Source organism: Pseudomonas sp. GM60 (genome assembly GCF_000282415.1).
Taxonomy (GTDB): Bacteria; Pseudomonadota; Gammaproteobacteria; order Pseudomonadales; family Pseudomonadaceae; genus Aquipseudomonas; species Aquipseudomonas migulae.
In genome coordinates, this window is record NZ_AKJI01000029.1 from 65,428 (window position 1) to 87,573 (window position 22,146).

The 22,146-nt window shown below is 60.8% G+C and carries 20 protein-coding genes and 1 pseudogene; 6 read left to right on the forward strand and 15 right to left on the reverse strand.

Annotation, left to right across the window (positions count from 1 at the left end; all coding sequences use genetic code 11):
- Nucleotides 1-105 precede the first annotated feature (105 nt).
- Nucleotides 106-1,497: an L-cystine transporter gene (locus tag PMI32_RS22855; protein WP_008026103.1), complete on the reverse strand. Its 1,392-nt coding sequence runs from the start codon at nt 1,495-1,497 to the stop codon at nt 106-108.
- Between the two features lie 240 nt (nt 1,498-1,737).
- On the opposite strand from PMI32_RS22855, the gene PMI32_RS22850 reads away from it, so the two are divergent.
- Complete coding sequence (locus PMI32_RS22850) at nt 1,738-2,793, forward strand: HAD family hydrolase (protein ID WP_008026105.1); 1,056 nt, start codon at nt 1,738-1,740, stop codon at nt 2,791-2,793.
- Nucleotides 2,794-2,984: 191 nt separating this feature from the next.
- Here PMI32_RS22850 and ilvD read toward each other — a convergent pair whose 3' ends face one another.
- The 4 genes and pseudogenes from ilvD to PMI32_RS22835 all read right to left on the reverse strand — a co-directional run bounded on the left by ilvD (nt 2,985) and on the right by PMI32_RS22835 (nt 7,688).
- Entirely contained in the window at nt 2,985-4,826 is a 1,842-nt protein-coding gene (gene ilvD / locus PMI32_RS22845) for a dihydroxy-acid dehydratase (RefSeq protein WP_008026106.1), read from the reverse strand.
- Nucleotides 4,827-5,084: 258 nt separating this feature from the next.
- Entirely contained in the window at nt 5,085-6,284 is a 1,200-nt protein-coding gene (locus tag PMI32_RS22840) for an MFS transporter (protein WP_008026108.1), read from the reverse strand.
- A gap of 92 nt (nt 6,285-6,376) precedes the next feature.
- A pseudogene (locus PMI32_RS30580) lies at nt 6,377-6,454 on the reverse strand (outer membrane lipoprotein carrier protein LolA); the annotation flags it as partial.
- 37 nt (nt 6,455-6,491) lie between these two features.
- A complete protein-coding gene (locus PMI32_RS22835) occupies nt 6,492-7,688 on the reverse strand; it encodes a class I SAM-dependent rRNA methyltransferase (RefSeq protein ID WP_008026111.1) in 1,197 nt (398 codons plus the stop codon).
- Between the two features lie 316 nt (nt 7,689-8,004).
- Here PMI32_RS22835 and PMI32_RS22830 point away from each other — a divergent pair, with 316 nt between their 5' ends.
- Genes PMI32_RS22830 through PMI32_RS22820 form a run of 3 tightly spaced genes read left to right on the forward strand, consistent with a single transcriptional unit; the run spans nt 8,005 to nt 10,039 of the window.
- On the forward strand, nt 8,005-8,820 hold the full coding sequence (locus PMI32_RS22830; protein ID WP_162130726.1) for an HDOD domain-containing protein: 816 nt from the start codon (nt 8,005-8,007) through the stop codon (nt 8,818-8,820).
- Nucleotides 8,821-8,849: 29 nt separating this feature from the next.
- Complete coding sequence (gene mutM, locus PMI32_RS22825; protein WP_008026119.1) at nt 8,850-9,662, forward strand: bifunctional DNA-formamidopyrimidine glycosylase/DNA-(apurinic or apyrimidinic site) lyase; 813 nt, start codon at nt 8,850-8,852, stop codon at nt 9,660-9,662.
- Nucleotides 9,663-9,715: 53 nt separating this feature from the next.
- Nucleotides 9,716-10,039 carry a hypothetical protein gene (locus PMI32_RS22820; protein WP_008026125.1) on the forward strand — a complete coding sequence of 108 codons (324 nt, stop codon included), beginning with the start codon at nt 9,716-9,718 and terminating at the stop codon, nt 10,037-10,039.
- 102 nt (nt 10,040-10,141) lie between these two features.
- Here PMI32_RS22820 and PMI32_RS22815 read toward each other — a convergent pair whose 3' ends face one another.
- The 5 genes from PMI32_RS22815 to PMI32_RS22795 all read right to left on the reverse strand — a co-directional run bounded on the left by PMI32_RS22815 (nt 10,142) and on the right by PMI32_RS22795 (nt 14,896).
- Nucleotides 10,142-10,393: a YfhL family 4Fe-4S dicluster ferredoxin gene (locus PMI32_RS22815; RefSeq protein ID WP_003195146.1), complete on the reverse strand. Its 252-nt coding sequence runs from the start codon at nt 10,391-10,393 to the stop codon at nt 10,142-10,144.
- 175 nt (nt 10,394-10,568) lie between these two features.
- Complete coding sequence (gene coaD / locus PMI32_RS22810) at nt 10,569-11,048, reverse strand: pantetheine-phosphate adenylyltransferase (RefSeq protein WP_003177462.1); 480 nt, start codon at nt 11,046-11,048, stop codon at nt 10,569-10,571.
- 115 nt (nt 11,049-11,163) lie between these two features.
- Nucleotides 11,164-12,759, reverse strand: a complete 1,596-nt coding sequence (locus PMI32_RS22805) for a GMC family oxidoreductase (protein WP_008026128.1) — start codon at nt 12,757-12,759, stop codon at nt 11,164-11,166.
- A 132-nt stretch (nt 12,760-12,891) separates the two neighbouring features.
- Nucleotides 12,892-13,437: a hypothetical protein gene (locus PMI32_RS22800; protein ID WP_008026129.1), complete on the reverse strand. Its 546-nt coding sequence runs from the start codon at nt 13,435-13,437 to the stop codon at nt 12,892-12,894.
- A 28-nt stretch (nt 13,438-13,465) separates the two neighbouring features.
- Nucleotides 13,466-14,896, reverse strand: a complete 1,431-nt coding sequence (locus PMI32_RS22795) for a coniferyl aldehyde dehydrogenase (RefSeq protein WP_008026131.1) — start codon at nt 14,894-14,896, stop codon at nt 13,466-13,468.
- A 146-nt stretch (nt 14,897-15,042) separates the two neighbouring features.
- Between PMI32_RS22795 and PMI32_RS22790 the strand changes: the two genes are divergently transcribed.
- Nucleotides 15,043-15,714, forward strand: coding sequence for a TetR/AcrR family transcriptional regulator (locus PMI32_RS22790; RefSeq protein ID WP_008026133.1), 672 nt, complete (start codon nt 15,043-15,045; stop codon nt 15,712-15,714).
- Nucleotides 15,715-15,747: 33 nt separating this feature from the next.
- The gene (locus tag PMI32_RS22785) at nt 15,748-16,602 is read left to right on the forward strand and encodes a sulfurtransferase (protein WP_008026135.1); all 855 of its coding nucleotides are present in this window, start codon (nt 15,748-15,750) and stop codon (nt 16,600-16,602) included.
- A gap of 122 nt (nt 16,603-16,724) precedes the next feature.
- Here PMI32_RS22785 and PMI32_RS22780 read toward each other — a convergent pair whose 3' ends face one another.
- The 5 genes from PMI32_RS22780 to PMI32_RS22760 are packed head-to-tail and all read right to left on the reverse strand — an operon-like array spanning nt 16,725 to nt 22,075.
- The gene (locus PMI32_RS22780) at nt 16,725-17,564 is read right to left on the reverse strand and encodes an AraC family transcriptional regulator (protein ID WP_008026138.1); all 840 of its coding nucleotides are present in this window, start codon (nt 17,562-17,564) and stop codon (nt 16,725-16,727) included.
- 4 nt (nt 17,565-17,568) lie between these two features.
- Entirely contained in the window at nt 17,569-18,567 is a 999-nt protein-coding gene (locus PMI32_RS22775; RefSeq protein ID WP_008026140.1) for a hydrolase, read from the reverse strand.
- A 55-nt stretch (nt 18,568-18,622) separates the two neighbouring features.
- Entirely contained in the window at nt 18,623-19,237 is a 615-nt protein-coding gene (rsmD, locus tag PMI32_RS22770) for a 16S rRNA (guanine(966)-N(2))-methyltransferase RsmD (RefSeq protein ID WP_008026142.1), read from the reverse strand.
- On the reverse strand, nt 19,237-20,727 hold the full coding sequence (locus PMI32_RS22765) for a M16 family metallopeptidase (protein WP_008026144.1): 1,491 nt from the start codon (nt 20,725-20,727) through the stop codon (nt 19,237-19,239). Before PMI32_RS22765 ends, rsmD begins: the two co-directional genes overlap by 1 nt.
- Complete coding sequence (locus PMI32_RS22760; RefSeq protein WP_008026145.1) at nt 20,720-22,075, reverse strand: M16 family metallopeptidase; 1,356 nt, start codon at nt 22,073-22,075, stop codon at nt 20,720-20,722. Before PMI32_RS22760 ends, PMI32_RS22765 begins: the two co-directional genes overlap by 8 nt.
- Between the last annotated feature and the right edge of the window lie 71 nt (nt 22,076-22,146).

Genomic DNA, 22,146 nt, shown 5'->3' on the forward strand with positions numbered 1-22,146 from the left:
TGGCTCCCACAGTGGGTTTGAGGTGAAACACAGATTGTGTGAACACCCAAAATCCCTGTGGGAGCCAGCCTGCTGGCGATGAGGCCAGATCAGGTGCTAAAGAACTTATGCGTGAGCCAACTCCGCATGCTCATCCGCATCCAGCAAATCTTTATCGGTCTGCTGCATGATCTGGCTGGTAATCGCCCCGGCCGTGATCGAACCACTCACGTTCAACGCCGTACGCCCCATATCAATCAGCGGCTCAACCGAGATCAGCAACGCCACCAGTGAAACCGGCAAACCCATCGCCGGCAGCACGATCAGCGCCGCGAACGTCGCACCACCGCCCACGCCGGCCACACCGGCCGAACTCAAGGTCACAATCGCCACCAGCGTTGCGATCCACAGCGGGTCGAGCGGGTTGATGCCCACGGTCGGCGCCACCATCACTGCCAACATCGCCGGATACAAACCCGCACAGCCGTTTTGGCCAATGGTCGCGCCGAACGAAGCGGCGAAACTGGCGATGGATTGCGGAATGCCCAGACGGCTGGTCTGCGCTTCGATGCTCAGCGGAATCGTCGCCGCGCTGGAGCGGCTGGTGAAAGCAAACGTCAGCACCGGCCAGATTTTGCGGAAGAACCGCAGCGGGTTGATCCCGGCTACCGACACCAGCACGCCATGGACTACAAACATCAGGCCCAGGCCGATGTAGGACACCACGACAAAACTGCCGAGCTTGATGATGTCTTGCAGGTTGGAACCGGCGACCACTTTGGTCATAAGCGCCAGTACGCCGTACGGAGTCAGCTTCATCACCAGACGCACCAGACGCATCACCCAGGCTTGCAGGGTGTCGATGGCGTTGATCACTTTCTGACCTTTTTCGACGTCATCCTTCAGCAGTTGCAGCGCGGCGACCCCGAGGAACGCGGCGAATATCACCACGCTGATGATCGACGTCGGCTTGGCGCGCGCCAGATCAGCGAACGGGTTTTGCGGGATGAACGACAGCAACAGCTGTGGCACATTCAGGTCCGCGACCTTGCCTGCGTAGTCGGTCTGAATGGTTTGCAGGCGGGCCATTTCCTGTGTGCCGGCGACCAGGCCTTCAGCGGTCAGGCCGAACAGGTTGGTCAAACCGATACCGATCAGCGCCGCAATGGCGGTGGTGAACAGCAGCGTGCCGATGGTCAGGAAACTGATTTTGCCCAGCGATGAAGCGTTGTGCAGACGGGCCACGGCGCTGAGGATCGAGGCGAACACCAGCGGGATCACGATCATTTGCAGCAACTGCACGTAACCGTTGCCCACCAGATCGAACCAGCCGATCGAGGCTTTCAGCACCGGGTTGCCGGCACCGTAAACGGTGTGCAAGGCGACACCGAACACCACGCCCAACACCAGGGCGAGCAGGACTTTTTTCGCCAGGCTCCACGTCGTGTGACGGGTTTGCGCCAGTGCGACGAGCAGGGCGAGGAACACCAGCAGATTGAGAATCAGCGGCAGATTCATTGGAACTCCCATTAGACATGTGCCAACTGCCTTCCGGGGCAGCTGCGAACCGGCAAGCCTAACAGCTTGATTTTCAATGAATTAATATCAAAAAAGTCTGATGACTGTCGTTTTTGGAATAAGCGGGTGTCGCTTACAGGAATGCAGCTGGCGCGATAGGTGCGTTGGCCGTCGCTGACAGACGGGGACTGTCACACTTATTTGTTAGCGTCGATGTCTTTAATTCAGGGAGATCTATCGATGAAGTTCGCACCGAAATTTCTGCTCGCTGCACTGTGCATTGGCCTCGCCGGCCAGGCTTTCGCTACGGATTTGAAGCACTGGCCAGCTGATCAGGCCAAGGCACTGGATGCGATGATCGCGGCCAACGCCAACAAAGGTAACTACGCGGTGTTCGACATGGACAACACCAGTTACCGCTATGACCTCGAAGAATCGCTGCTGCCGTTCATGGAAAACAAGGGCCTGATCACCCGCGAGAAACTCGATCCCTCCCTGAAACTGATTCCGTTCAAGGACACCGCCGACCATAAGGAAAGCCTGTTCAGCTACTACTACCGCCTCTGCGAACTCGACGACATGGTTTGCTACCCATGGGTCGCCCAGGTGTTCTCCGGTTTCACCCTGCAAGAGCTCAAAGGTTATGTCGACGAGTTGATGGCGTCCGGCAAACCGGTGCCGGCTACCTATTACGAAGGCGACGTGGTCAAGAAGCTCGACGTTAACCCGCCGAAAGTCTTCACCGGCCAAACCGAGCTGTACAACAAGCTGATGGAGAACGGCATCGAGGTCTACGTGATGACCGCCGCTTCTGAAGAGCTGGTGCGCATGGTCGCCTCCGATCCGAAGTACGGTTACAACGTCAAACCGCAAAACGTGATCGGCGTGAGCCTGCTGCTCAAGGACCAGAAGTCCGGCGAGTTGACCACGGCCCGCAAGCAGATCACCGCTGGCAAGTATGACGAGAAGGCCAACCTCGGCCTGGAACTGACCCCGTACCTGTGGACCCCGGCAACCTGGATGGCCGGTAAACACGCGGCGATCCTGACTTACATCGATGAATGGAAAAAACCGGTACTGGTCGGCGGCGACACCCCGAGCAGCGACGGTTACATGTTGTTCCACGATGTTGACGTGGCCAAGGGCGGCATCCACTTGTGGGTCAACCGCAAGGACAAATACATGACCCAGATTAACGGCATGATGGCCAAGCACGCTGCGGCCCAGGCCAAGGAAGGGCTGCCGGTGACGGCGGACAAGAATTGGGTGATCGTCACACCAGCAGAAATCCAGTAACCGCAACACCGATCAACTGTAGGAGCCTGCTTGCCGGCGATAGCGGACTTTCAGACGAAGAATTTGCTGACTGACACACCGCCTTCGCCGGCAAGCCGGCTCCTACAGGGATTTGCGTATAACGTAGATCAAACGATCGGCAAAAAAATGCCCCGCACTTGGCGGGGCATTTTTATTTCTGCGGCTGACGCTTACAGCCCGTCAAGCATCGCCTTGTTACGCACAGCACCCTTGTCAGCGCTGGTCGCCAGCAGGGCGTAGGCTTTCAGTGCGGTGGTCACTTTACGTGGACGTTTCTCCACCGGCTTCCAGCCTTTCTGATCCTGCTCGGCACGGCGGCCGGCCAATTCTTCATCGCTGACCAACAGGTTGATCGAGCGGTTCGGAATGTCGATCAGCACTTTGTCGCCGTCCTGCACCAGACCAATCGCGCCACCGGCAGCGGCTTCCGGCGAAGCGTGGCCGATGGACAGGCCCGAAGTGCCGCCGGAGAAACGGCCGTCGGTGAGCAGGGCGCAGGCTTTGCCCAGGCCTTTGGATTTCAGGTACGACGTCGGGTACAGCATTTCCTGCATGCCCGGGCCGCCTTTCGGGCCTTCGTAACGGATGATCACGATGTCGCCGGCCTTCACTTCGTCCGCGAGGATGCCGCGTACGGCGCTGTCCTGGCTTTCGAAGATTTTTGCGTTGCCTTCGAACACGTGGATCGACTCGTCGACGCCCGCGGTTTTCACTACGCAGCCGTCCAGCGCGATGTTGCCGTAGAGAACGGCCAGGCCGCCTTCTTTCGAGTAGGCGTGTTCGACACTGCGGATGCAGCCGTTTTCACGGTCGTCGTCCAGGGTTTCCCAACGGGTCGACTGGCTGAATGCGGTTTGAGTCGGGATGCCCGCCGGGCCGGCCTTGAAGAAGTGATGCACGGCTTCGTCGTCGGTCTGGGTGATGTCCCACTTGGCGATGCCTTCGGCCAGGGTCTTGCTGTGCACGGTCGGCAGGTCGGTGTGCAGCAGGCCGCCACGGGCCAGCGAACCGAGGATGCTGAAGATCCCGCCGGCGCGGTGCACGTCTTCCATGTGGTACTTCTGGATGTTCGGCGCGACTTTGCACAGTTGCGGCACGTGACGGGAAAGACGGTCGATGTCGCGCAGGTCGAAATCGATCTCGGCTTCCTGGGCGGCGGCCAGCAAGTGCAGGATGGTGTTGGTGGAACCGCCCATGGCGATGTCCAGGGTCATGGCGTTTTCGAACGCCTTGAAGTTGGCGATGTTGCGCGGCAATACCGACTCGTCGTTGTCGTGGTAGTAACGCTTGCACAGCTCGACGATGGTGCGGCCGGCCTGCAGGAACAGCTGCTCGCGATCGCTGTGGGTGGCGAGGGTCGAACCGTTGCCCGGCAAGGCCAGGCCCAACGCTTCAACCAGGCAGTTCATCGAGTTGGCGGTGAACATGCCGGAGCACGAACCGCAAGTCGGGCAGGCACTGCGCTCGTACTCGGCAACCTTCTCGTCAGAAGCGCTGGAGTCGGCGGCGATCACCATGGCGTCGACGAGGTCGAGACCGTGGCTGGCCAGTTTGGTCTTGCCGGCTTCCATCGGGCCGCCGGAGACGAAGATCACCGGGATGTTCAGGCGCAGGGCGGCCATCAACATGCCTGGGGTGATCTTGTCGCAGTTCGAGATGCAGACGATGGCGTCGGCGCAGTGGGCGTTGACCATGTACTCGACGGAGTCGGCGATGATCTCGCGGCTCGGCAGCGAATACAGCATGCCGTCGTGGCCCATGGCGATGCCGTCATCCACGGCGATGGTGTTGAACTCTTTCGCTACACCGCCGGCGCGTTCGATTTCGCGGGCGACCAGTTGGCCCAGGTCCTTGAGGTGGACGTGGCCCGGTACGAACTGGGTGAACGAGTTGGCAATGGCGATGATCGGCTTTTTGAAGTCGTCATCTTTCATCCCCGTGGCGCGCCACAATGCGCGGGCACCGGCCATGTTGCGACCGTGGGTGGATGTTTTCGAGCGGTAATCAGGCATGAAGCACTCCGGGCGGCTAATCAGGTATCAAAAGGGAAGTGAGCTTCTATTGACGTCTGGAACACTCAGAAATGGCCGTGTGTCCGGAAGTTGCCGATAACTTTGCGGGATCGCCGCGCGCTTCAGCTTGAGCTCATAAACCCGCCGGGGGATGACTGGCGATGAATGTCGCGATTCTACACGGCTGGCGGCTGGAGGGAATGCCGGGAAGCGCTGATCCGGCGCCGGTGGCGTGCGCCGGATGACGACCGGCGTAAATCAACTCGCGTTCAGTGCCAGATTGCGCTGCATGATCAGCGCGTTCAAACCCAGGCCGGCGGCGCTAAGGATCAGGAAACACAAGGCGAGCGCCGTGGTGAGGTCTTCGGACGCGAGATTGATCATCACGCTGATCACGCCGCCGCACATGAAGATCATCACGCCGCCGACCGAGGAGGACGTACCGGCATCCTGTGGATAGAGGGTCATGGCTTTGGAATTGGCGATAGGCCGGGCAATGGTGGTGCCAGCCGTGCAGATGAGCATGGGGATCAGCACCGCAGCGGCCGTCAGCCCGAACTGATTCGCCAGCCACAGCATGACCAACCCCGACAATGCGATCAGGCCGAGGCCGATCACTATCTGTGAATTGGCCGGCAGACGCCGATGCAAGGCGCTGGCGACTATCCCGCCGAACACATACGCCACGCCATACAGCAACAATGTCCAGGCGAATTCGTAGGGCGTGAGTGCCAGGCGCTCCATGAAAATGATCGGCGACATGACGATGAATGAAAAATGGCAGGCGAAGGCCAGGGCCGAGATCAGCCAGTAACCCATGAAGCGAAAATCCGCGCATAGCCGCCAGTAGGCACTGAAAAAGCGACTGGGCGCCGCATTGCGACTGCGCGGGGTTTCCTTGAGGAGCACGCCAGCCCTTATCCAGACGAAGACCGCCAGTGCGATAAAGACATAGAAGCTGCCCTGCCAGCCCAGATGCATCTGCAACCAGGTTCCGAGCAACGGCGATATGGAAATGAACACGCCGGCGGCGGTGGTCATCCAGATCCTCATTCGTTCCTGTTCCTTGCCGACGAACAAATCCTGAATCAGCGCTTGCGACAGCACAAAGGACCCGCAACCCACGGCCTGAATGACGCGAAATACCAGGAACCAGCTGTATTCGCTGGAAAGCAGACAACCCGTTGCACCGATGATCGAGATGGCGATGCCAGTCAGCAAAAGGGTTTTGCGCCCCCACAAGTCCGACAGCGGTCCGACCAGCACCACGGATAGCCCAAGGCCAATGGCGAACAGGCTGACGGATAACGCTATGTCGGACGCTGAGGTCAGGAAGTAATCAGAGAGCGCGGGAAAGGACGGGAGCACCACGTCCAACGGGAAAACACCCAGTAGCGTCATCGTCATCAAAAGCAGGATGAGCGACGATTTTTTCGCGGTATGCGGGGAAGGGTTCATCAACAACGCTCTCGATCCGTGAGGGGTAGCCGAGAGTCGACTTGATGAATAGGGAAGTCAATGCAGGAGGTGTGGGACTGTTCTCAGACCGTTGTAGGAGCGAGCCTGCTCGCGAAAAACGAACAGGCTACGCGGGGTGTCAGGCAGCCAGCATCATCGTTGACGACCATCGCGAGCAGGGCTCGCTCCTACAGTAGTTCCGAGCGGTTAGCTGTTTGGCAGCAACCGGCAGGTGATGCTCTTGATGTAGCGGGTTTCAGCAATCGCCGGGTGTACCGGATGATCCGGACCCTGACCGCCACGTTCCAGCATCTGGATGTTGCGATCCAGGTGACGGGCGCTGGTCAGCAGGATGTTCTGCAGGTCATCTTCCGGCAGGTGCATCGAGCACGAAGCGCTGACCAGGATGCCGTCTTTGCTGAGCAGGCGCATGGCTTGCTCGTTCAGGCGACGGTAAGCGCCTTCGCCGTTTTTCATGTCTTTCTTGCGTTTGATGAACGCCGGCGGGTCGGCCACGATCACGTCGAAGCGTTCTTCGCTGGCTTTCAGTTCTTTCAGCGCTTCGAAGACGTCACCTTCGAGGCAGGTAATTTTTTCAGCGAAACCGTTCAGCGCGGCGTTGCGCTCGACGCCGTCGAGGGCGAAGGCCGAGGCATCGACGCAGAACACTTCACTGGCGCCGAATGCAGCGGCTTGCACGCCCCAACCGCCGATGTAGCTGTACAGGTCGAGGACGCGTTTGCCTTTGGCGTACGGGGCCAGGCGTGCGCGGTTCATGCGGTGGTCGTAGAACCAGCCGGTTTTCTGGCCCTGGATGACCGGCGCTTCGAACTTCACGCCGTTCTCTTCCAGCGCAACCCACTCCGGCACCAGGCCGAACACGGTTTCGACGTAGCGGTTGAGGCCTTCGGCGTCACGGGCGGCGGAGTCGTTCTTGAACAGAATGCCGCTTGGCTTGAGCACTTGGGTCAGCGCCGCGATCACGTCGTCTTTATGCGCTTCCATGGTCGCCGAAGCGATCTGCACCACGAGGATGTCGCCGAAACGGTCGACCACCAGGCCTGGCAGCAGGTCGGAATCGCCGTAGACCAGGCGATAGAACGGCTTGTCGAACAGGCGATCACGCAGGGACAGAGCGACGTTCAAGCGATGCACCAGCAGCGATTTGTCCAGCGGCAACTTGACGTCGCGCGACAGCAGACGGGCGCAGATCAGGTTGTTCGGGCTCATGGCAACGATGCCCAGCAGCTTGCCGCCGGCGGCTTCGAGGATCGCCTGGTCGCCGGCCTTGAAGCCGTGCAACGGGGTGGCGGCCACGTCGATTTCGTTGCTGTAGACCCACAAGTGGCCGTTTCGCAGGCGACGGTCGGCGTTGGCTTTGAGGCGCAGGCTAGGCAGGGACATGACGTCGCTCCGGAAAAAAGAGCGGGAGTATAGCGTGTTGAGGGTGGTGGCGGGCTGGGTGGGCGATGAAACGCTGATGACGCCTTCGCGGGCAAGCCTCGCTCCTACAGGGGGACGCATTCCAAATGTAGGAGCGAGGCTTGCCCGCGAAGGCAATTTCAAATGCTCCACGGAAATGAAACTTTGGCCGATGTTGCCCGCCGGTGTGTCGGATCCAACTTTATAAAGGTTAGAATCGGCGCCTGTCCCAGAGTGTGTACTTATGTCCCAAGAGCTGACCACCGAACAGATCCAACAGTCCCTGCAAGGCATCAGCGTGCCGGCCCAGCCGCAGATCATGGTGGATCTGCAGATGGAGCAGTACATGCCCGACCCGGATCTGGAAGTGATCGCCAAGCTGATCTCCCAGGACCCGGGCCTCTCTGGTTCCCTGCTGAAAATCGTCAACTCGCCGTATTACGGCTTGAGCAACAAGATCGCCTCGATCCAGCGCGCGGTGAATCTGCTGGGCAGCCGTTCGATCATCAACCTGATCAACGCGCAGTCGATCAAGGGTGAAATGAACGATGACACCATCGTTACCCTGAACCGTTTCTGGGACACCGCTCAAGACGTGGCGATGACCTGCCTGACCCTGGCCAAACGCATCGGCGTCCAGGCCGGCGATGAGGCATACGCCTTGGGCCTGTTCCACGACTGCGGCGTGCCGCTGATGCTGCAGCGCTTCCCGGACTACATGACCACGCTGGAAGAAGCCTACGCCAGCGCCAGTGCCGAATGCCGCGTGGTGGACACGGAAAATCGGGTGTTCAATACCAACCATGCGGTGGTCGGTTATTACACGGCCAAATCCTGGCGCCTGCCGGAGCATGTGAGCACGGCGATCGCCAACCACCACAATGCGCTGGCGATTTTCAGCGATGAGTCTTCGCGCAACAGTCAGCTGAAAAACCTGTTGGCGATCCTGAAAATGGCCGAGCACATTTGTGCGTCCTACCGGGTACTGGGCAACCAGAACGAGGACCGTGAATGGAACACCATCGCGCCGCTGGTACTCGATTACGTGGGCCTCTCGGACTACGACTTCGAAACCCTCAAACAAACGATTCGCGACCTCGGCACTCACCGCTGAGTGCCGTCAGCGCCTGATTCGAGAGCACCATGCCTGAACTGCCGGAAGTCGAAACCACCCGCCGCGGTATTGCGCCGTACCTGGAAGGCCAACGCGTCAGCCGGGTGATCGTGCGTGACCGTCGCCTGCGCTGGCCGATCCCTGAAGACCTGGATGTGCGGCTCTCCGGCCAGCGTATCGTGCTGGTTGAGCGGCGCGCCAAGTACCTGCTGATCAACGCCGAAGTCGGCACGCTGATCAGCCACTTGGGCATGTCGGGCAATCTGCGCCTGGTGGAAGTCGGCCTGCCGGCCGCCAAGCATGAGCATGTGGATATCGAGCTGGAATCGGGCCTGGCCCTGCGTTACACGGACCCGCGACGGTTCGGCGCGATGCTCTGGAGCCTCGATCCGCTCAACCATGAATTGCTGATTCGCCTGGGGCCGGAACCGTTGACCGACCTGTTCGACGGCGAGCGCTTGTTCCAGCAGTCTCGCGGGCGTTCGATGGCGGTCAAACCGTTCATCATGGACAACGCGGTGGTGGTCGGCGTCGGCAATATCTATGCGACCGAAGCGCTGTTTGCGGCCGGTATCGACCCGCGTCGTGAGGCCAAGAGCATTTCCCGGGCGCGCTATTTGAAATTGGCGATCGAGATCAAACGCATCCTGGCCGCTGCCATCGAGCGCGGCGGTACGACGTTGCGCGACTTTATCGGCGGCGACGGTCAGCCCGGTTATTTCCAGCAGGAATTGTTCGTGTACGGCCGTGGCAGTCAGCCGTGCAAGGTCTGCGGAACAGAGTTGCGGGAAGTCAAACTCGGGCAGCGCGCCAGCGTCTTTTGCCCGCGCTGCCAGAGCTGATATTCCTGCGGTCTATAGTCAGTGTTCTCACTGCCTAGTCGAAGGACCGTGCCATGAACCTGTTCCGAACCCTTGCCGTCGTATGGCTGCTGAGTGCCGGTGCACCAGCGCTGGCAGCCAATACCGGCAGCGGCGACCCGCGCTACACCATCCAGAATCCCCCGGCGTACGCCATGCTCGGCGACTTGCTGATTGCCCGACCCTTGCTGGTCGTGGCAACGGTGATTGGTGCGGGGGCGTTTGTGGTGTCGTTGCCGTTTACCGCGCTGGGCGGCAATGTCGGCGACGCGGGACAGGCGTTGGTGGTCGACCCGGCGAAAGCGGCGTTCGTGCGGTGTCTGGGATGTATCGGGGAGGGGTTTGAGCAGCGGGAGTGAAGCCTAAAAGCTTCGCGGGCAAGCCTCGCTCCTACAGGATCTACACGACCCTTGTAGGAGCGAGGCTTGCCCGCGAAGGCGCCCTCACAGACGCCTCATGGCTCACGCCTTACCGGTAATCTTCCGGTACTTCTCCATCAACTGCTCTTCAGTCTCCGGATGCGCTTCGTCCAGTGGAATGCAATCCACCGGGCACACCTGCTGGCACTGAGGTTCGTCGTAGTGGCCGACACACTGGGTGCACAGGTTCGGGTCGATCACGTAGATCTCTTCGCCCTGGGAAATGGCGGCGTTCGGGCACTCGGGTTCGCAGACGTCGCAGTTGATGCAATCGTCGGTGATGATCAGGGACATGCTAACTCCAGCCGGGGCGGCAGGCCCGGGCGCTAAAAACCAATGCGCAATTGTGCCGCATTGGCGCTGTAGGAGCCAGCTTGCTGGCGATGGGCGGGAGAGCGCTGCGTTCATTCAGGCAGCACTCGTCTCGTTAACATCCATCGCCAGCAAGCTGGCTCCTACAGGTCTGGTGCTATTTTTTAAATCGAAGTGTCAGGGCATCCGCCACCGCAGGGTGGACGAACTTGGTGATATCGCCGCCCAACGCCGCGATTTCACGGACCAGCGTCGAGGAAATGAACGAATAGCGCTCGGACGGTGTAAGAAACAGGCTTTCCACATCCGGCGCCAACTGACGGTTCATGTTGGCCAGCTGAAATTCGTATTCGAAGTCCGAGACCGCGCGCAAACCACGCAGGAACACGTTGGCATTCTTCTCTTTGGCGAAATGCGCCAACAGCGTCGAAAAGCCGACGACTTCAACGTTCGGCAGATGTTTAGTGACCTCGCGGGCCAGCTCCACACGCTGTTCCAGGGGAAACAACGGGTTTTTTTTCGGGCTGGCGGCGACGGCGATGATCACATGATCGAACAGGCGCGCGGCGCGTTCGACCAGATCGCCATGGCCCTTGGTAATAGGGTCGAAGGTACCTGGGTACAACACTCGGTTCATCGCGTCGTCCTGGCGGGAGTCCGTTGGGGAGTCGGATGGTATCGCAGCCTTCCCGGTCGGCCAAGTCGCCTGTTGGGTAAGAAAGCACTATAGACGATAGGAATATTCGCTCTTTTCATGGGTTTTTCAAACGTTCGGCCAACGAAGTCGCCAGTTGCGCCGTCAGCCCGTAGACCGACAATTGCGGGTTTGCGCCAATGCTGGTGGGGAACAGCGAGCCGTCGTGGATCGACAGGTTGCTGAGCTGATGATGCCGGCCGAGGCTGTCGGTCACGGCGTTTTTCGGGTCTTGGCCCATGGCGCAACCGCCCATCACATGGGCACTGCCCAAGCGTGTGCGATACAACTCAAGGCTCAGGCCGTCGATCAGCGTGCGCGCCTCGGCCAGGGTTTTCACATAGCGCGCATCGGCGTGCATCGGCATCACGGCGTTGGCGCCGCCGGCGAACTGGATCTCGGCCATGCTGTGGAAGGCGCGGCGCAAGCCGTCCCAGGCGTAGGGTGAAACCTGATAATCGAGCACGGGCGTGTTGTCGCCGCGCAACTCGACGCTGCCACCGGGGCTGTCCGGGTGAAAGCCATCGCGCAGTAACGCCAGCATGGCGTGGGTATGCGGCAGGTTTTCCATGTGTCGGGCGCTTTCCTGGCCAAACCCGCCGAGCAATGTGGCCGCCAGCGCTGGGTGCAGGGGTGGCACTTCGAGTTTGTAGGCCATCGGGCCGGTGGTGCCGTTCTGCCATTGGAAATGGTCGGAATAGATCGACTGCGGCGCGCCGTAGAACGGGTTGATCACCTCGTCGAACAGCCCGGCGGACATGTTCACCAAATGCAGAAACGTGCGCTTGCCCAAACGCTTGTGCGGATCGGGCGCGTCGGAACGCAACAGCAACGCGGGGCTGTTGATGCCGCCGCCGGCCAGCACGTAATGCCGCGCCTTGACCGTGATCGTCTTGCCCGTGGGCGCGACGCAACGATCATCCATCGCCACGCATTGCAGGCCGGTGACCTTGCCGTCCTTGATCATCAGTTTTTCGGCGCGGGCCAGGTAAAGCAGCTCGCCACCCTTTTCCAGGGTCGCTGGAATCGTCGTGACCATCATCGATTGCTTGGCGTTGGTCGGGCAGCCCATGCCGCAGTAGCCAAGGTTCCAGCAGCCGCGCACGTTGCGCGGGATCACGTGCCAGCTGTAGCCAAGCTGCTCGCAGCCTTTGCGAATCACATCGTTGTTGGCGTTCGGCGGGACCATCCAGGGTGCGACGCCCAGACGTTGCTCCATTTTCTCGAACCATGGCGCCATCTCGGCCGGGCTGTGGCCTTTGACGTTATGCTCCCGGGCCCAGTGTTCGAGCGTCGGCTCCGGCGTGCGGAAACTCGAGGTCCAGTTGATCAGCGTGGTGCCGCCCACCGCACGGCCTTGAAGGATGGTGATTGCGCCGTCCTTGCTCATGCGGCCGATGCCTTCTTGATAGAGGCTGGTGTAGGCCTGGTCTTCAAGCATCTTGAAGTCGCTGCTGGTCTTGAGCGGACCTTCTTCGATCAACAGCACCTTGTAGCCGGCGGCGCTGAGGATTTCAGCGGTGGTGCCGCCGCCCGCGCCGCTGCCGATGATCGCCACGTCCGCTTCCAGGGTCTGGTCCTGGGTCAGTTGCGAGCCGTTGTGGGTTTTCCAGCCACGGGCCATGCCTTCGCGGAACGGATCGGGTACGGGCATATTCGGGTTCTCTTATTTTTATATTGAGAAATGTGTCGTTCATCAGGCCGCCTTCGCGGGCAAGCCTCGCTCCTACAGGGGCGCGCGATCCCTGTAGGAGCGAGGCTTGCCCGCGAAGGGGCCAACTCGGTCTCAAACCGTAGGCGGTCCGGGATACCCGCAATGCGCCCACGACTCACCCCGGCTGTACCACGCCATCATCACCAGTTGCAGCAACGAGCTGTGCCCCATGCGCAACAGGCTCAACGAACTGTTTTCCCAGCGATCAAGAAAGTGCCGGATCTCATCGGCACTGGCGTTTTCCCAACTGCCCCAGATCCCGGTCAGCGGCCCGCGAGTCACGGCCATCCCCAGCACATCGAACAACTGCTGAGTGAGCTTGAGCATTTCCGGCGACAGGTGATTGAGGCCGTTATCCAGGCAATGCAGGGTCTGGTCGAGCGCTATCGGCATTTTCCCGGTGACCACGGCGCCATCGAGCATCACCGGAATCAGCGCCCGCAAAAACAATAGATCGCCGCTGCGCAGGATCGCGAAACCGCTGGCCGGGATGCTCGACGAACACCCGCTGAGGCTCGCGCCGAGTCCGGCCGTGGCCAGGAACGCGCTCGCGCCGAGGCTGAATTTAAGCAGGCCGCGCCGTGACAGCTCGGGTGTATCGGACAGGCTTGGGCTCATTATTGTTATTACCCGGCGGTGAAGGTCGTTAGCGGATAAACAGCTTCTGGATCAGTTTCTGAATGGTTTTTCCGTACGGCGGGTAGATCAGTTTCGCCGCGTTGAAACGCTGTTTGATCAGCACACCTTTGGCCTTGCTGAACGTCAGAAAGCCTTCGTGGCCGTGGTAATGGCCCATGCCCGAGGGGCCGATGCCGCCGAAGGGCATGTCGTCCTGCGCGACGTGCAGCAACGTGTCGTTCAGGCACACGCCTCCGGAATGGGTCTCGTGCAGGACACGGTTTTGTTCGCGCTTGTCGTAGCCGAAGTAATACAGCGCCAACGGACGAGGTCGCTGGTTAATGTAGGCAAACGCTTCATCCAGATCCTTGTACGGAACGATCGGCAGCAGCGGACCGAAGATTTCGTCCTGCATCACCATCATCTCGTCGGTGACGTTCAGCAGCAGGCTGTGGCTCATGCGCCGGCCCTGGCCCTGGTCGAACAGCGGAATCAGCAGCGCGCCCTTGCTGGTGGCGTCGCTGATGTAGCCGTTGAGCCGGGCCAGTTGTCGGTCATTGATGATCGCGGTGTAGTCCGGGTTGTCAGCCAGTGTCGGATAAAACCCGCAAACCGCCTGACGGTAGGCTTCGACGAAAGAACCCACGCGGTCTTCCGGCACCATTACGTAGTCCGGGGCGACGCAGGTTTGCCCGGCGTTGAGCGTCTTGCCGAACGCAATGCGTTCAGCGGCGTCCTTCAACGGCACGTCACGAGAGACGATGGCCGGGGATTTGCCGCCCAGTTCCAGCGTTACCGGCGTCAGGTTCTCGGCCGCCGCGCGCATCACGTGTTTGCCGATGCTGGTGGCGCCGGTGAACAGCAGGTGATCGAAACGCAGGCGGGAGAACGCCACGCCGATATCGGCCTCGCCGAGCACCACGCAAACCAGGTCTTCGGGGAAGATCCGGCCCAGCAATTCCTTGAGCAACAGGCCGGTGGCGGGGGTCGATTCGCTGAGTTTGAGCATCACCCGATTGCCCGCCGACAACGCGCCAACCAAAGGGCCGATGGCCAGAAACAGCGGGTAATTCCACGGCACGATCACCCCGACCACGCCCAGCGGCTGGTAAACGACTTTCGCCGAGGCCGGCTGAAAGGCTACGCCGACCTTGCGTCGTGAAGGTTTCATCCAGCCTTTGAGGTGCTGGCTGGCATAGTGGATGCCGTGCAGGCTGGGCATCAGTTCGGCGAGCAGGGTTTCATCGGCGCTGCGGTGGCTGAAGTCCTGGCTGATCGCATCGATCAGGGCCTGACGTTCATTGCTCAACAAATCGCGCAGGGCCTTGAGCCATTGAAGTCGCTGGGCGGCGGGCGGCATCGGGTTGGCGGCATAGGCTGCGCGCTGATCGTCGAAGCGGTTTTGAAGTTCCTCCAGGGGCTGCTGCAGCTTCTGCAGGTAGGCGATGTCAGCAGTCATGGTCGGCTCCGGATTTATTGTAGTGAAGAACTTTTTAGAGTCTATGCTCTATAAAGTCAAATGAGATCCTGACATCGCGTTGTTTTATCCGCTCGCGGTTAGGTCGTAAGATGCCCCTCAACGCACTCTGAATTAAAGCTCAAGCCATGGCCCCTCGGATCAAAACCAGCGAGCGCATCGTGCAGAACAGCCTGGAGCTGTTCAACCAGCAGGGTGAGCGCAGCATCAGCACTAACCACATTGCTGCCCACATGGACATTTCTCCGGGCAACCTCTACTACCACTTCCCCAACAAGCAGGCGATCATCGCCGTGCTGTTCAGTGAGTACGAAAGCCTGGTGGACAGCTTCCTGCGCCCGCCCCAGGGGCGGGCCGCGACGGTTGAAGACAAGCGCTTCTACCTTCAGGAGTTGCTGGCGGCGATGTGGCGCTACCGGTTTTTGCATCGTGATCTCGAGCACTTGCTCGACAGCGATCCGGAACTGGCCGCCCGTTATCGGCGCTTTTCCCAGCGCTGCCTGATCTATGGCACGCACATCTACGCGGGATTCGTCGAGGCCGGCATCCTGTCCATGGATAAAGTGCAGATTGAATCCCTGACGCTCAATGCGTGGATCATCCTCACGTCCTGGGTGCGTTTCCTGTGCACCACACGGGAAAATTCCAATCACCTGAGCGAGCAGGCGATCAAACGCGGCGTGTATCAGGTGCTGGTGCTGGAGGCCGGTTTTGTCACCGATCAGTCACGCGATGCGGTGAACGCGCTGTACGAGGAGTTTTACGTGCCGCTGGCCCAGGCGCTGGAAGAAGTGCAGTAGGATTCAAAATCGACCATCTCACAGGAGCCCGTTATGCCCATTGCGCAACTGATCAGCCCGCAAGCACTGGACCTGAAAAAGGACCAGCCGGGGTTGGTGATTCTTGATTGTCGTTTTGCCCTCGAAGACCCGGACTACGGCCAGCGCAGCTATGCCGAAGGGCACATCGCCGGGTCGAGCTTCGCCGATCTTGAGCGTGATTTGAGTGGGGCGGTGGTCAAGGGCGTGACCGGGCGCCATCCGTTGCCGCAACCTGCGGACTTGATCGAACGCCTGCAAGCCTGGGGCATCAATGCCGACAGCGATGTGGTTTTGTATGACGACGGCCCCGGTGCCTACGCGGCGCGGGCGTGGTGGTTACTGGCCTGGCTGGGCAAGCGTGATGGGGTGTTTATCCTCGATGGCGGGCTCAAGGCCTGGCACGCGGCGGGTTTGCCCTTGAGCCTTGATGCGCCCGGTATTGAACGTGGCACCTTCGCGGGAACGCCGGACAATACGCTGCTGTTGAACGCCGAACAGCTTCAGCACCGTCTCGGCCAGCCCGATTTGACCTTGCTCGATGCCCGCGCCTTGCCGCGCTTCAAGGGGGAAGTGGAGCCGATCGACCCGATTGCCGGGCACATTCCCGGCGCGCAATGTGCGGCATTCACCGACAACCTGGGCAGCGACGGGCGTTTTCTGCCGGCCGATCAGCTCAAGCAGCGCTTTGCTGCGAAACTCGGTCAACGTTCGCCGACCGATCTGGTGGCGTATTGCGGTTCCGGCGTGACGGCGTGCCATAACCTGTTCGCCTTGTGCCTCGCGGGTTATCCGTTGGGTTCGTTGTATGCCGGCTCGTGGAGCGAATGGATCAACGACCCCGCGCGTGGCATCGCCACCGGCGAATAAACACCGCAATTCCCTGTAGGAGCGAGCCTGCTCGCGATAGCGGAGTCTCAGTCAACATTTCCGTCGGCTGACACTCCGCCATCGCGAGCAGGCTCGCTCCCACATTTTGATCTTCGTTGTTATCAAATTTTGGTTAGTTGCCGAGCAGTGCGATACGCCCCCGGCCCCACCCCGTAAACCTGCTTGAACTGTCGACTCAGATGACTCTGGTCGGCAAACCCCAGTTGTGTCGCCACTTCCAACGGCAAACAGCCGCCCTGCAACAACGCCCGCGCCCGAGCGATGCGCTGCTGCATCAACCAGGTGTGCGGTGGCATGCCGGTGGCGCTGCGGAACACCCGGGCGAAATGAAAGGGCGACAGATTGACCGCTGCCGCGAGTTCTTCCAGCGACGGCGGCGCCGCCAATTGCGCTTGCAGCAGTTCCTTGGCCTGCGTCACCGCCCGGTGTTCCTTGCCGGGTTTGCCGGCGTCCGGAACGGCGGCGTGACGTTGCAGCAGCGACAACATCAACTCTCGCCAGGCAGTCTGCTGTTGCAGGGCGGTGGAGGGCGTTTCGAGCAGACGATGCAGTTGGCAGAAGCCCTTCACCAGGTCCGGATCGCGATACAGCGTGGCGCCAAATGCCGGCAAGTTGTGGGTCGGCAGTTCCAGCTCATCGAGCAACGACAGAATCTGCCCGCTGTCGGGATAAAACGCCCGGTACAACCAACCGTCTTCCGTGCCTTTGTGGCCGGTGTGCAACTCGTCGGGGTTGATCAAAACGAGCGTGCCGCTGCCCGCCAGATGTTCGGCGCCGCGATAGCGGTAACGCTGGGCGCCGGCCATGATCATGCCGATCACGTAACCGTCATGCACATGCGGGGCGAAACGGTGTTCGATGTAGCGTGCGGACAACAACTCGACCCCGGCCAAAGGCGCCGTTTGCCAGAAACGGATCGACTCGCCCTGATCGATGTCCATCGGTTTACCCGCGACCTGCAGCGGCCAGCCATTGCGGGATGCGCCGTTCCAGGTAGTAACCCGGCTGCCGGAACGAGCCATCGACGAAGCCGACATGCCCACCCTTGGCTTGCAGTTCGAATTGAGTGCTGGCGGACAGTTCCTCGGCCTGCGGCAGGCTGTGAGGAAATACGAACGGGTCGTCGGCGGCCTGAATGATCAGCGTCGGCGTACGGATTTCGCCCAAAAAGTAGCGGCTTGAGGCGCGGCGATAGTAATCCTGCGCATCGGTGAAACCGTGCAGCGGCGCGGTCACCCGGCCATCGAAGTCCCAAAACGTGCGCATGTTTTCCAGCGAACCCAGCGCGGCCAATTCCGCCAGGCCATCCTCGCGCCCGTCATGCTGGAACTGCCGCTGCTTGTTCTTGATGTAGGCGACCATCTCGCGCATGAAGTGCGCCTGATACACCTTCGAAAAACCCTGGCCGATGCGGTCGGCGCACTGATCGAGCCGAAACGGCACCGACACCGCCACGGCACCGAGCACGCCGCTGTCGCTGCCGGTCTCGCCCAAGTGTTTGAGCAAAACGTTGCCGCCGAGGGAATAACCGACCGCATACAGCGGCGCGAGTGGCCGTTTGGCCCGCAGGTGCTTGATGGTTTCGGCCAAATCTTCACTGGCGCCGGAATGGTAGCTGCGCGGCAACAGATTCGGTTCACCCGAGCAGCCGCGCCAGTTCAGCGCGACGCTGGCCCAGCCTTGGTCGCCCAAGGCTTTTTGCACGCCGGCCACGTAAGGCGAATTGGAAGAGCCGGTCAGGCCATGCAGCACCAGCACCAGCGGTGCATCGGCGCTGTGCGGGCCGTGCCAGTCCAGGTCAAGAAAGTCGCCATCTTCGAGCCACAAGCGTTCGCGTTCGCGCTCGATGTGCGTGGTTTTGCGCCAAAGCGGTCCCCACAAGGTCTGCAAGTGCGGGTTGCCGAGGCCGAAGGCAGGGGTGAAGCGTTCTGACGGAAAAGACACGATTGCTCTCGATGCAGCGGTGCGCAACCTGTGCGCACCTTTTCAGGCCGGTCGGTTAACCGGCGATCTCTGCCATACGTTGCCACAACGAATAGTAGACGCGCCCGGATTTCTGCTCACGGTGCAAGCGCCAGTTGGCCGGCAGGCCAAGCGTCGAGGGGGCGGTTTCGCTTTCGGTGTACACCCACGCGTCGTCCGCCAGCCATTGGCGCTCTTCGAGCAGGGTGCATACGGTCGGCAACAGGTTCTGGTTGAACGGCGGGTCGAGGAACACCAGGTCGTAAGCCACTGCTGGCTGGGTTTCCAGATAGCGCAAGGCGTCGGCAGTCTGAACCTGGCCGGTGGTGCAACGCAGCGTGCCCAGATGTTCCTTCAGGCTGGACACCGCGATATTGCTCGCATCCAGCGCCTGGCCCATGGCCGCGCCACGGGACAAGGCTTCAAGAAACAGCGCGCCGCTGCCGGCGAACGGGTCGAGTACCTTGGCCCCGGCCACATACGGCGCGAGCCAGTTGAACAGGGTTTCACGCACCCGGTCCGGGGTCGGGCGCAGGCCCGGTGCGTCAGGGAAGCTCAGCTTCCGGCTGCGCCATTCGCCGCCGATGATGCGCAGTTGGTTCACGCCGTTGTGCACGTTATGAACAGGTTTTTTTGGACGGGAAGTGGCCATTAATGCTCCGGAACCCCGAGCGGCTGCTCGGCAGGTTTATCAGTAGGGGCCGGTAACGGCTTTTGCGGCACGGTCGGGCCAGCGCTGACGATGACCATTTTGTCCGTGCTCAAGTGTTTGTTCAGTGCGGTTTTGACTTGTTCCACAGTCAGGCTCTGGGACTGCTGCATGAAGTCCTCCAGATAGCTCAACGGCAGATTGTAGAAACCCATCGCGCCGAGCTGGCCGACGATGTCGGCGTTGCTGGCGGTGGACAGCGGGAAGCTGCCGGCCAGTTCACGCTTGGCGTCGTCGAGTTCTTTTTCGGTCGGGCCGGTTTTAAGGTAGTCGGCGAGCACGTCCTGCACCAGTTTCAGCGTACCTTCGCTCATCTCGGCGCGGGTTTGCAGGTTGATCATGAACGGGCCGCGCGTCTGCATCGGGGTGAAGCCCGAATACACGCCGTACGTCAGGCCACGCTTCTCGCGCACTTCACTCATCAAACGGGTGCCGAAGCCACCGCCGCCGAGGATCTGGTTGCCCATGGACAGCGCGGCGTAATCCGGATCGTCACGGTCGATGCCCAGTTGCGCGAGCATCAGGTTGGTCTGCTTGGACGGGAACTCGATGTGGCCGATGCTGGCTTTCGGTTCTTCAGGTTGCGGCAGTTTCGCCAGAGCCGGGCCTTTTGGCAGCGCACTGGAGACTTGCTCAGCAATCGCCTCGGCTTCGGCGCGGGACAGGTCCCCCACCAGCGCTATCACCACGTTGCCGGCGGCGTAGGCTTTTTCATGGAACGTCTTCAACTGAGCCAGGGTGATGGCTGGTACGGTTTTCGCCGTGCCATCGCTGGAATGCGCGTACGGGTGATCGCCGTACAAGCGGTTCATCAGCTCGATACTGGCCAGTTTGCCGGGGTTCTGTTTCTGGTATTCGAAGCCGGCGAGCATCTGGTTCTTGATGCGCGCAAACGAATCGGCGGGGAAGGTCGGTTTGCCGACAACTTCGGAGAACAACTTCAACGCAGGCTCGCGTTTGTCGGTGGCACTGAGGCTGCGCAGCGACGCCAGCGCCATGTCCTTGAACGCACCGTTGCCAAAGTCAGCGCCCAGGCCTTCGAAGCCTTGAGCGATAGCGCCGACATCTTTGCCGGCCACACCTTCGTTGAGCATCGCATTGGTCAGTACCGCCAGGCCCGGCGCATCGCCGTCCTGGCTGCTGCCGGCGGCGAAGATCAGGCGCATGTCGAACATCGGCAACTCGCGGGCTTCAACGAACAACACCTTGGCGCCTTCGGCGGTGTTCCAGGTTTGCACGTTGAGCGAGCGGCGGCTCGGTGCCTTGCCGTCGAGTTCGGCCAGCGATTGCAGTTTCTGGCTGGACTTGGCCTTGTCGAGGGCTTCGCTGGCGCTGGAGTGGTCGGTCTTCAGGAAATAGAAGGCAGCGGAGCCAATCAATGCGACAGCGACCAGGCCGATCAGGGCCAGACGTGGTTTTTTATGCTCACTCATGAGTCGTCTCCAGTGGCAGGACATGGGCGACGCTGAGACGTTCGCGGGTGAAATACAGCTTGGCGGCTTTCTGGATGTCCTCCGGCGTGACGCTTTCCAGTTCGGCCAGTTCGGTGTCCATCAGTTTCCAGGACAGGCCGACGGTTTCCAGTTGGCCGATAGCGGTGGCCTGGCTGGTGATCGAATCGCGCTCGTAAACCAGTCCGGCAATCACTTGAGCCCGCACGCGCTCCAGCTCTTCGGCGGACGGCGCGGTGGTTTTCAGCTGTTCGAGCAGCTTCCACAAGCCGGCTTCGGCCTGGGCCATGGTTTTGTTTTTCTGGGTGTTCGGCGATGCCGACAGGGTGAACAGGCTGTCGCCGCGGGTGTAGGCGTCGTAGCTCGACGAACCGCCGGACACCAGCTCTTCGCCGCGCTCCAGTTGCGTCGGGATGCGTCCGCTGTAGCCGCCGTCGAGCAGGGCCGAGATCAGGCGCAAGGCGTTGACCGAACGTTTGTCTTCGGCGGTGGCGATGCTTGGCACGTTGAAGCCCAGCATCAGGCTCGGCAGTTGGGTCTGCACGTGCAGCGTAATCTGCCGTTCGCCGGGCTCGGCCAGTTCCATCGGTTTCTTCGCCGGCGGCACATCACGCTTGGCGATTGGACCGAAGTAGCGCTGGGCCAGGGTTTTCACTTCGTCCGGGGTTACGTCGCCGACGACCACCAGCGTGGCGTTGTTCGGCACGTACCAGGATTGGTACCAGTGGCGCAGCTCTTCGACTTTCATGCGGTCCAGGTCAGCCATCCAGCCGATGGTCGGCGTGTGGTAACCGCTGGCCGGGTAGGCCATGGCCTTGAAGCGTTCGTAGGCCTTGGACATCGGCTTGTCGTCGGTGCGCAGGCGACGTTCTTCTTTAATGACCTCAATCTCGCGGGCGAACTCATCGGCCGGCAGGCGCAGGCTGGCCATGCGGTCGGCTTCGAGTTCGAAGGCCACGCCCAGACGGTCGCGAGCCAGCACCTGGTAATAAGCGGTGAAGTCGTCGCTGGTGAACGCGTTCTCTTCGGCGCCGAGGTCGCGCAGGATCAGCGAGGCTTCGCCGGGACCGACTTTCTCGCTGCCCTTGAACATCATGTGTTCCAAAGCGTGGGACAAACCGGTCTGCCCCGGCGTCTCGTAGCTGGACCCGACCTTGTACCAGACCTGGGAAACCACCACCGGCGCGCGATGGTCTTCGCGCACGATGACCTTCAGGCCATTGTCGAGGGTGAATTCGTGGGTGGGTTGCGGATCGGCAGCAAAGACTGAAAGTGGCAGACAAACTGTGCTGAGCAGCAGGCCTGCAGCGCGGCGGGCTAGAGCATTCATTCGTTTTTAAACCTGTTGAGCTGCCCGCTTGGTCTTAGCGTCGGCGGGCGAGAGGGTGCTAGGATACTGAT